Origin of the sequence: Enterococcus sp. 3H8_DIV0648 (assembly GCF_002140655.1) — a bacterium.
GTDB lineage: Bacteria > Bacillota > Bacilli > Lactobacillales > Enterococcaceae > Enterococcus_A > Enterococcus_A hulanensis.
This window is the reverse complement of record NZ_NGLG01000001.1, coordinates 175,128-185,604: the sequence shown is the minus strand read 5'-3', so window position 1 is coordinate 185,604 and position 10,477 is coordinate 175,128. Positions and strand designations below refer to the sequence as shown.

Sequence of the window (10,477 nt, the reverse complement as noted above, 5' to 3'; positions counted from 1 at the left end):
GCCTTATTTTTATATTTTATAAAAATAATGGGTATATAATAACTTGTAAAAAGAGAAAAACTCGTAAATTAGTCACCAATAAAGATTTATATAGCAGAAATTCCTAAATTATGGGGATATGACCCCATAATAATTTTTAGTGTTAAAAATAATAAGTCCAGCCGTTTCAGCTAAAAATAACGGAAAAACACGATCTATTTCATAATATTTTTTAATAGTTAACAGCTAAATCTCTTTCATTGCTCAGATATTCAACTAAAATTAAATCTTTTTCGTACGTTCTTAGACAAAAAGCGGCAGGCTAAGAAAATTCCTAGCCTGCCTCTATTCTAATTCGTTAATCGGATAAATCTCTTGAACCAATGCTCGATCAAGGTATCAAATAATTCATCCTTTTGGGCCACAAATTCTGTCATATAATCTTGCTTGCCATGTGCCGCAACGGTATACATACTCTTCCACTTTTCCATGAGTATAAAGATGTTCGAGTTGTTTTTATCTTGAAGAAGTCGAAGCTCAAAACTGTCTGGATTGTCTAAGAATACCTCCCAAAACAATTTGACAATACAAATGGCACCGTATTAATCAGGATGATGCCTTCTATTTGGCGAGCATTTCTATTTAATATTTTACTTTTGCTAAGTTGAGTGATATATCCCATAATCGCTGTGCTATTTTTAGATCCTTCGCTTCTTTATTTATTTTTCCCAGCCCAGGGTATCCCGATACTTCTCCCATTCCGTTGGGACCATACAGCACGCCTCCTTTTGCATGCGGGTCAGTCGCAGCATAGAGAGTGGACAGTGCACCTTTATCAGCAGTTTGCCGAACAAATGGGAATATTTTAAACATCACACGGCCAATTGCCATTAGAGTTGTGTCTGACCCTGCTTCTTTTGTTACCAAGCCTGTCGCTACAAGTCCAGGTTGTGCACCCATACTTGAGATACCCCAGTTGTTTTGTTCGCTTAATCTTTGTAAATGTAACGCAAATATGATTTCTGCCAGTTTTGATTGATTATAAGCTGTCCATGCACTGTAGTTTTTTTCAGCTTGAAGATTTTCGAAATCAATACTAAAATTACCGGGAAGAGTGCCCAAAGTTACGACACGTGCCCCTTTAGTTTTCTTCAATAAAGGTAACAACTCACTAGTTAATGCAAAATGAGCCAAATAATTCGTACCAAATTGCAGCTCAAATCCATCTGACGTTAGCGTTCTCTGCTTGGGCATCATTACACCGGCATTGTTTATCAAAATATCTAAGCGATCTAATTGTTGACACATTTCCTTCCCAAAACTTTTGACTTCTGCCAAATTCCCTAAATCGACAGAATAAAATGAAACTTCCGCATCTTTATACATTTGGTTAATTTTGCTGACGGCTTCTTTTCCCTTTTGGGGATTGCGTCCTAAAAGTATGACTTTGGCCCCTTTTGAAGCAAGTGCTTTTGCATCAGCAAATCCTACTCCACCTGTTCCGCCTGTAATAATGGCTATTTTCCCTGTTTGATTCGCTATCTTATTTGTGTTCCATTTCTTTTCCGGCTGAATTGTTTTTTCCATTGTATTGCGCCTCCATAAAAACAGGATCAGTTACTATGTGTTACATTTGCAACGTTACATTTGAGATTCTAGCTTGGTGTAAGCACCAAGTCAATAATAAAGGCGGTATCTGTTACATAAACAAGAAACTGTAACAGATACCTGTGTGTTACACTTATAACCATATGCGCATTGTTTTATAATACTCTAAGAAGGGCGGTTGTAGTATGGAAGAAACTTACCCTAAAATTCAAAAGAAAATAAGTAAAGAAAGTATTTTTACTGCGCTAATGAGGCTTATGGAGGAAAAAAGCTATAGTGAGATTACAATTACACAAATTACTACGATGGCAGGGGTATCACGTATGGCCTTCTATCGAAATTATCAATCAAAAGATGATGTTTTAGTTGGCTATTTGGATGATCTCTTTGATGAGATTATGGATAGAATGAAGATGTCTAACATAAGTAGTAAATATGATATTACGCTTCTTTATTTTACTTTTTTCAAAGAGAAAAGTGACTTTATTTCTGTTCTGATTAATGCTAAGCTCATACACATGTTTTATGAACAGCATCGCATTGCCATGACAAACTTTTTTAAAAACTGGGAATCCAAAATGCAAGATACCTCCGCGTTCACAAACTATCTATCACAATATGCGGCTGCTGGGCTATTCGGTATACTATCAGAATGGATTAAGGGTGGATTACTAGAAACCGCAGAGGAAATGACCGCATTTGTTTGTAAAATCACTTAGTGTAATTGAATATTACAAGCAAAAGGCACTATCAAAATGATAGCGCCTTTTGTTCAGGTATTTTCAGCGCCGAGACGCCCTCTTCTTCTCTCCCAGATCACTAATCATATCTTGTATCCAGCGTTTGCTTTCTGATGTTAAGAAAGGATCGATGACGACGACTGGATAGTCTTCCGGTAAGCCTCGCGAAGAACCGGTCGTGATCAAGCAATCATACTTCGCCAGCTCTCGATATAATTCAGGTATTCCACCGGAAAGCTTTTCAAAATTGACAATCCGAAAGTTGCCATAGATATTATCGGTGATTTGTTTTGCTAAAAAGGTTTCTTCCGTGGGTGATAGATCAGATAGCAGCAGGATTTTTAGCATAGGTTCCTGATCTGCCAGCCATTCCAAGCTGTCCACTTCCGTCGTAATCAGCAGGTACATATAGTTCAGGACAAAGTCTTCTTCCTGATACATCTGAAATTTGTGAACAAATCGCTGGACCAGTATTCTGATCTTTTCTACACCGCTGCGGTAGACTTTAGAGACTTCCTTCAAAAATGCCTCGCGATTTTTTCTTAAGAAACAAATATATTTACCTTGAGGATCATGCATATAGAAATCATTTGATAAAACGATCGCTAAACTAATTTTGCTATCCCGGCTGAAACGGTAGCCTAGCATCCTATTATAGTTTTCCACCAATTCATAGTGCTGGTTAAATAGTTGCTGGTATTTCGAATTATCAGTCAAAGCAAGTTTGATATGAGGCACACTGAAAAGAACCGAATCAGAAAAAGTTAACCAAAGTGCATCACGGAGCACAGCCGGGGTCAACTCCATATCTAATCTCTCGTTGACCGCTTGTGCCAGCGCCTTATAGGATTCTCCCTGCGGCAGATTGATTCCTTCAGTCCGTAATTGGTCCTTAGGAAATTCATGGCCTCTTTTTATTCGCCAAAAGCTGACGTACATATTATAGACCTGCCTTTTTTGAAAAACGTATTTCTCGTGAATTTGGTTTTCCGTGACAAAATCACTGACATACAGCTCCATGATCTGGTAGTGCTCTGTCGGTAATTTAGGCAATGTACTCTCGAAGGCACTCTGCCGCTCACTATAAAAATGATAGTAAAAATCACGGACCTCCCCTTCATTTCCTTCAATCCGCAATGGACGATAGCACAGCTCCATCCCCGCATCCAACAATGCCTTTTCGATCTTTTTTAAGCAGCGCTGCGTGTTCGATGAACTTAAATATAATTTTTTGGCTAATCCAGTAATGCTTTCGCACTCTTCATACAACAGCTCTTCGATAATTTGAAATTCTGGACAGCTATTCAAAAAATCGGCATACAAATTCCCTAAACTAACTTTTTTATCTACAACTATGTAATAAAGACCCTTTGTTTTAACGATCTGAAAACTGGGATGCCCCTCATTAATGAGTTCAATATCATTTAATAGAATCGGCAACGAACAGTTCAACTCACTCATTAATTGATCACTTGACCAGCCTTCGCGACGATAATACAATTTTTCCAGCAATGCCAAACGACGTTTATTCGTAATACCCAAAACTGATCGAAAGTCCATGATCCTTCCTCCCTAAGAATAGTTCAATCTTAACCCCATCTGCCGCTTATTTTTCCTCTTCTAATCCTCTATCTCAAGAAAATATTACCACTAAATGATACTGAGTATAAGGATATTTCTTAATTTCACCACAATAATTTGTCCGATCGCAAAAAATGGCTGGATAACTTGCTTTTTATGGCTAGCCAAATATGGTTATTGATGGTTGTCTTCATCAGAATTAGCAGAGAGAAAATTTTTTTGGTTATATTTAAACGAAAATTACTATCTGGACTATTATAAAAAATGTCGGAGTTGAAAATTTCAGATGATCCGCAATAACCTCCGCTTGTTTTTGTTGTTTAATCCGTATATTTGTCATTGATTTCATTGTATTTAGGCATATAAAAGTATGGCGAACCCGTTATTTATTTTGTTGATTTTTTGTTGCAGTCGACGTTATCTTTCGGTATACTATTCTTTGTGCTAAGAAGGTTCCGTGGTGTAGGGGTTAACATGCCTGCCTGTCACGCAGGAGATCGCGGGTTCAAATCCCGTCGGAACCGTTAGTGTTACTGGAGGATTACCCAAGTTCGGCTGAAGGGAACGGTCTTGAAAACCGTCAGGCGGGTAATACCGTGCAAGGGTTCGAATCCCTTATCCTCCTTTTGGGGAAGTACTCAAGTGGCTGAAGAGGCGCCCCTGCTAAGGGTGTAGGTCGAGAAATCGGCGCGAGAGTTCAAATCTCTCCTTCTCCGTAAAATAAGAGGCTGCTGAAACGTTAGTGTTTCAGCAGTTTTTTTGCAAGTATATTTGATCCTTCTTAAATACAATACATGACTCAAAACGCCAGATAAGCAAACTTTACTTGTCTGGCGTTTAACTATTTAATCAATTACCTTTATCGATTTGCCGAACGTGCCATGCGAACTAATGTATGTCGTCTACCACGAATAGCCACAGAAGCCTCAAAAATCGTCGTTGGTACAGCCATACCAGAAACTCCAGCATCCCCCAACTCAAAAACATCTGCTCCGGCGCGCTTAGCAGAAAGCGCCATTTGCTGAATTGTTTCCTTATCTGTTCCTTCTTGTGACGTTCCAACTGTACAAGAAACCAGCGCGCCTTTTTTCCTCACTGCTGAAATGATCTCCGAAAGTCTCGACTCAGTCACTCCAGCAACTGCGCCAGGACATGGCAGCACAAGTAGATCAACACCAGCTTCTACATAGCTCAATAGAGTATCTAATGACATATCCATTCCATGACTGTATACAGGATTCAACATCAATAAGCCTTGATAAGATTCTCGCGTAAGTAGAATATCAGAAAGAATACGTTCAGCCGTTGCTTCCGGCTTCACATAAGCGGTCAGTGAAAGGAAATCTGGCCCTTTAGCGAGTGCTGCTTGAATGGATTCTTTATTGACTTGCTTAAAAGGTGAGAGTCCATCTGCTATCTCTAAATTGAGCCCTACTCCTGTGCCAGTCAATTCGCGTAATTGCGACAGATGATCAATCTCGCCTAATCCACTAATTGACATTTTTTGAACGTCGATCGCCTTAAGCAATAATAAATCCGCACCAAAAGCTGCCGCCATCTCACCATTGGTTACTTCAGGGTATAGTGGTGCCGTTTCGGCTGCTATGTCTGTTAAAATGACTCTTCCTTCTGATGCCCTGATTGCTTCTTTTAATTCCAAAGCAGTGGAAGCTTGTCCGTAATCTGAAGCAGTACATGCTAAAATTCGTTTCATGCTAACTCCTCCAAGGTGTAGATGCTTGGACTAGGTTGGTTAAAACCAGCCTCTAAAATTTGAATGTTGGTTAATGCCTCTTCCTCAGATACCAAAGGTGGTGCCCCATTCTTTAATGTATCATAGATAGAATCATAGTAACGGCCATAATCGCCCACAGGTGTTTTGATTTGTTTTTCAATCCAGTCTCCATTAGCATTTCGATAACGTGCAATACCGTAGTACATCACTGAGTCTTCGCCAAACCCTGCCGAACCAGGCATTACTCCAGCTTTCAAGTCATTTTCTTGCTGATCTTCGCCGTATTTTATGAATGAACCGTTATCTCCATGAACGATAAAACGTGGATAACTGCTTGCCACTACGTGATTGGTTTTTACTTTTACTTTAAATGTGTGCCCATAATGCATATCGACATCAAAGTAATTATCTACACCGGTTTCCACTTCGTTATTGCGGATATCATAGGTAACTTTTTCTGGACGGCCAAAAAGAGCGATCATTCGATCCATTAGGTGAATACCCAACCCATAAAAGGAGCCATTCTCTTTTGGTCCAGGCTCAGAAATGCTCCCTGGTCGATAATAGTCAATATGTGTTTCCACTTCATTAAGTTTGCCTAAAAAGCCTTGTTCTATCACCTGTTTCACTGCTAAATAATCTCCGTCAAATCGGCGGTTTTGATAGGGCCTGACCAATACCCCTTTTTCTTTTCCAAGCTCAAATAGTTCTTTGGCATGCTCCAAGGTATCGCAAAATGGTTTTTCGACAATAACTGATTTTCCTGCTTGAATCACTTTCTTTGCCAACTCATAATGAGTATGTGCCGGCGTACAGATCGTTACTAATTCAATCTCTGGATCAGCCAACAGCTCTTCCATATCTGTAGTAAACTCGACTCCCTTTTCGCGATATGGCGCTGCTAATTCTTCGTTAATTTTTAAATCAAAGATCTTTTTCACCCGCATGGTATCTCTAATAGTGATGTAAGGTAAATGATACCGATTGGCACTTTTTCCAAATCCAATGAAGCCCATAGTTACTGTCATAATCTTCTTCCTTCCAAATCAAAGCTAATTGCTTTTCTTATTCGCCTTTTTCCTCACGATTTTTTCGGATCAACATTAATCCTTCTTTTAAAATTTTGCTTGCATTCAATCGACCAAAATCCTCTGCATTGATAGCTTGAACAGGGATTCTAGTTCCTAACCGCTCAGCAATCGTATCACGCATAAATGCAATTTGCGGACCTAATAACACCACATCCGCCTCTTTGCTTTCTGTATCTACCTTGGGTTCAGAAACGGCCCAGATTTTTACTTTTAATCCATTCGCATCTGCTACTTCCTGCATCTTCTTGACTAAAAATGATGTAGACATTCCTTCGTTGCAGCACAATAAAATATTTGCCATGATAATTCCCCCTTAAATTATTTTTCCATTACTTTGAATGACTTCTTTATACCAATAATAGGAATCTTTCGGGATTCGTTGAAGCGTTCCTTCCATTGATTCATCTTGATCAACGTAGACGAAGCCGTAGCGTTTTTGATACCCATTTAACCAACTTAGCAAATCAGTATAGCTCCAAGTATGATAACCAATCACGTCGACTCCATCTGAAATCGCTTCTTGAATGGCTGTTATGTGTTGACTAAGATAAGCGATACGATAAGGATCATGGATTTTTCCATCTTCTAGTTTGTCGTATTCTCCCAAACCATTTTCTGTAATTAGAATAGGCAGACGATAACGGCTATACATTCGTCGCAAAGCTATTCTTAGCCCCATTGGATCGATCGTCCAATCCCAGTTCGTTGTTTCAACAAATGGATTGTCCACGGTCTTGTGGACTCCGGGAATTCCACTTTCGATTGCCGTTCCTTTCTTTCCAGTGGTATTCATTTGAAACTCATCAGCGTTAGAGACTCCATCCAATGGATTCCAAGCGTTCGTCGCAGATCGATAGTAGTTTAGTCCTAAAAAGTCTGGTTTAGCGCAACGCAGCAGCTCCATATCTCCTGGTTGAATATCAATCGTGACACCCTGCTCCTTTAATAGCTGTAAGATGACCTTTGGATACTCTCCATAAACGTAGACATCCATCCAAAAATTTGACAATAATTCTTCAGCGTTCTCAGCCGCCAAAATATTCTTAGGATCACTATCGATCGAATATTGAGGAGTATACGCAAATGAAGGTCCGATACTCCCCGGCATATTCATCTCTTTGAATTTCAGAATCACTTTTGCATTAACCAAATTGGCGATATGATTAACATTATAGAAAAGCTGAGTGTCCTTTTTCCCCGGTGGATGCGTCGCAATTTGCCAGCCCTGATGAGTGAAAACATTTTGTTCATTTAGTGACACCCAATACTTTACCTTGTCCTTAAATGTATGAAATAAAACTTCCGCATAGTTAACAAAATCATCAATGATCTTTCTACTTTCCCAGCCACCGTACTCCTCTTGTAAGGCTAATGGTAAGTCCCAATGATAAAGAGTCAAGACAGGTTCAATCTGATTCGCAAGTAGTTCATCGACTAAATCAATATAGAATTGAAGTCCTTTTTCGTTCACTTCTCCACGACCTTGAGGAAAAATACGTGTCCAGGCTACTGAAAACCTATAAGCCTTCAACCCCTGTTCCTTCATTAACTGAATATCTTCTTTCCAACGATGGTAATGATCGACTGCAATATTTCCATTCGTTCCCTTAAATGTTTTCCCAGGGATATTTACAAATTCATCCCAGACGGACTTACCTTTTCCATCCTCACTCCACGCACCTTCTATCTGATACGCAGCAGACGCTGAGCCCCATAAAAAATCGGCGGGAAATGGTTTTTGCTTCAAATGCTCCATAACGGTTCCTCCAAAAAATCCAATTAAAAAATTTATCCTGATTTTTATCTCGAATATACTTTGACAATTTCATCACATAAAATCTGTGAAATCCGAAAATTCCTCTGACACTTCAGTCGCAGATGTAGAGGATGCCACTTGATGATCCGAATCTACAGCGACGCTTGGTGTATCAGTTATTGGCTCTTCTATTTCGACTCCCATACTATTTTCGTAAGCCCTTAGGAATGGGAAATAGATGACGACCATCATTACGATCAATAAAACTTGTAAAATGACATTCCTAATGTCTCCGCCACTAGCAACCCAAGCATTTATCACTGGCGGCATTGACCACGGTACATATACGACGATTTTAGAAACAAGTCCAGCCCACGTAGCAAAGTAAGCAATCACAAACGAAATCAGCGGTCCCAAGACAAAAGGAATCATGATAAGTGGATTGAACACGACCGGAAATCCGTAAATGACTGGTTCATTGATATTAAATAGTCCTAATGGTCCGGCCATTCCCGCGAATTGTCTGTTAACTTTCTTACGACTAAAAATGAAAATTGCAATAATTAAAGCGATCGTTGAACCTGTTCCGCCGATGTGTCCATAAAGATCGCGAAACGGAAGAACAATAATATTAGGAATTTCTTGATGGTTTGCGAACGCCGCCGTATTTTGATTCATCGCTACTAGCAAAGGCGGCTCCAAGATTGGATTTACGATCCCACTTGGATGGATTCCCAAAGCAAAAAGTAAATTGGTAAAGAAACAAAGAACAATAAATCCTGGTAAACTCGTCGTTAAATGAACCAACGGTGCTTGAATAATTTTGTTTATAAGTTCATGAATCTCCATGTTCGTCAGCTGGTGAATCCCAAATGAAAGCAGACCAAATACCAATAACGTAATCATGATAGAAGACATCGCTTCAAAACTTTGTGATACAGCAGGGGGAATCCCACTTCCGCTAAATTTAAACTTCAACTTGTCGCTTTGAGAAATTTTGACAAAAAGCTCCGTTGATAATATCGCCGCAAAGATCGCCACAAAGATTCCAGAGGTTCCTAGATAAGAAAAAGGTGCTACGCCGCTTATTTCAACTGCTTTTTCTGCCCCATTTGGTACTAATGAGTTAGACAAGGGTAAGAAAATCATGATGACCGCTATCGTTACTAACGAACTAAAAATAGGGTTGTCCTCTCCGCGATTCTTAGCCAAACTATTTGCAATCAGTGCACCAATCATTAATGAGTAGCAATTCAATGTTCCATTAATAATTTTATTTCCTAGTTCTTGCCAAGTTGACAATGTGTTTGCTGAAACAAACCCAGCGATCCATCCTGTATCTGGCGCAATGATGATATTATTGATTAGAATCATTACTCCGGCTAACACTAAAAACGGCACAGTGGAAACGAATCCGTCACGCAACGCCCTGAAGTAGATCATTGATGCCATTTTTCTTGCAAAGTTGTTGATTCCATTCAACAGCTTATTTTCTTTTTTCATTCATTACGCCCCCTTTTCATCGTGAAGCTCGTACATTTTTTCATACATTTCAACCATTTTTCCTGCCATATCATGCAGTAAACTTGTGGTCATCAGCTGATCTTCTGCATGTACTAGCAACAAGCCTAATTCCACCTGTTCACCACTTGCTTCTTTTTGGATCATCTCAAAATGGGCATTGTGCGCTACAACGAATTTTTCCTTTGCTTCAGCCAATTGTTCTTTTGCCTCAGCAAACCTTTTTTCATTCGCCAATCCAATCGCCGACATAATCAATGACTTAGCTTCCCCAACAGCCGCAATAATCTTAAATGAGATTTCTTCCATACCTTCCATAACTCTCTTCCTTTCCGTTCAATCTGCAAAATTAAAATAAGTGCTCAATAGAAAATCATGTTATCAATCTGCAACCATATCTACCTCCAAACATCCCCAAAAATAGAAAGCGCCTTCTTTCAACAAAAACTATATAGTTTTATACGTT

General features: G+C 39.4%; 10 protein-coding genes and 3 tRNA genes. 4 read left to right on the top strand and 9 right to left on the bottom strand.

What is annotated here, in order from left to right:
• Window positions 1-329: 329 nt before the first annotated feature.
• Window positions 330-557: a putative quinol monooxygenase gene (locus tag A5875_RS24290; protein WP_340672804.1), complete on the bottom strand. Its 228-nt coding sequence runs from the start codon at window positions 555-557 to the stop codon at window positions 330-332.
• Window positions 558-621: 64 nt separating this feature from the next.
• Window positions 622-1,566, bottom strand: a complete 945-nt coding sequence (locus A5875_RS00930; protein WP_088931870.1) for an oxidoreductase — start codon at window positions 1,564-1,566, stop codon at window positions 622-624.
• Between the two features lie 206 nt (window positions 1,567-1,772).
• On the opposite strand from A5875_RS00930, the gene A5875_RS00925 reads away from it, so the two are divergent.
• Entirely contained in the window at window positions 1,773-2,306 is a 534-nt protein-coding gene (locus tag A5875_RS00925) for a TetR/AcrR family transcriptional regulator (RefSeq protein WP_088931869.1), read from the top strand.
• 63 nt (window positions 2,307-2,369) lie between these two features.
• Here the strand turns inward: A5875_RS00925 and A5875_RS00920 are convergent, their stop codons facing one another.
• On the bottom strand, window positions 2,370-3,887 hold the full coding sequence (locus tag A5875_RS00920) for a helix-turn-helix domain-containing protein (protein ID WP_088931868.1): 1,518 nt from the start codon (window positions 3,885-3,887) through the stop codon (window positions 2,370-2,372).
• 472 nt (window positions 3,888-4,359) lie between these two features.
• Between A5875_RS00920 and A5875_RS00915 the strand changes: the two genes are divergently transcribed.
• The 3 genes from A5875_RS00915 (at window position 4,360) to A5875_RS00905 (ending at window position 4,624) form a co-directional block, all read left to right on the top strand.
• A tRNA-Asp gene (locus tag A5875_RS00915) sits at window positions 4,360-4,432 on the top strand.
• 11 nt (window positions 4,433-4,443) lie between these two features.
• Window positions 4,444-4,533: transfer RNA gene (locus tag A5875_RS00910), tRNA-Ser, on the top strand.
• Window positions 4,534-4,536: 3 nt separating this feature from the next.
• Window positions 4,537-4,624, top strand: a tRNA-Ser gene (locus A5875_RS00905).
• Between the two features lie 143 nt (window positions 4,625-4,767).
• Here A5875_RS00905 and A5875_RS00900 read toward each other — a convergent pair.
• The 6 genes from A5875_RS00900 to A5875_RS00875 form a co-directional block, all read right to left on the bottom strand.
• Window positions 4,768-5,622, bottom strand: a complete 855-nt coding sequence (locus A5875_RS00900; RefSeq protein ID WP_088931867.1) for a DUF7916 family protein — start codon at window positions 5,620-5,622, stop codon at window positions 4,768-4,770.
• Complete coding sequence (locus tag A5875_RS00895; protein WP_088931866.1) at window positions 5,619-6,671, bottom strand: oxidoreductase; 1,053 nt, start codon at window positions 6,669-6,671, stop codon at window positions 5,619-5,621. The genes A5875_RS00900 and A5875_RS00895 overlap by 4 nt, the downstream gene beginning before the upstream one ends.
• Window positions 6,672-6,708: 37 nt before the next feature.
• Window positions 6,709-7,035 (bottom strand): PTS sugar transporter subunit IIB, encoded by a 327-nt coding sequence (locus tag A5875_RS00890; RefSeq protein WP_088931865.1) that lies wholly within the window; start codon window positions 7,033-7,035, stop codon window positions 6,709-6,711.
• Window positions 7,036-7,047: 12 nt separating this feature from the next.
• Window positions 7,048-8,490 (bottom strand): glycoside hydrolase family 1 protein, encoded by a 1,443-nt coding sequence (locus A5875_RS00885; protein ID WP_088931864.1) that lies wholly within the window; start codon window positions 8,488-8,490, stop codon window positions 7,048-7,050.
• A 72-nt stretch (window positions 8,491-8,562) separates the two neighbouring features.
• The gene (locus tag A5875_RS00880; RefSeq protein WP_088931863.1) at window positions 8,563-9,993 is read right to left on the bottom strand and encodes a PTS sugar transporter subunit IIC; all 1,431 of its coding nucleotides are present in this window, start codon (window positions 9,991-9,993) and stop codon (window positions 8,563-8,565) included.
• A gap of 3 nt (window positions 9,994-9,996) precedes the next feature.
• Window positions 9,997-10,329: a PTS lactose/cellobiose transporter subunit IIA gene (locus A5875_RS00875; RefSeq protein WP_088931862.1), complete on the bottom strand. Its 333-nt coding sequence runs from the start codon at window positions 10,327-10,329 to the stop codon at window positions 9,997-9,999.
• Between the last annotated feature and the right edge of the window lie 148 nt (window positions 10,330-10,477).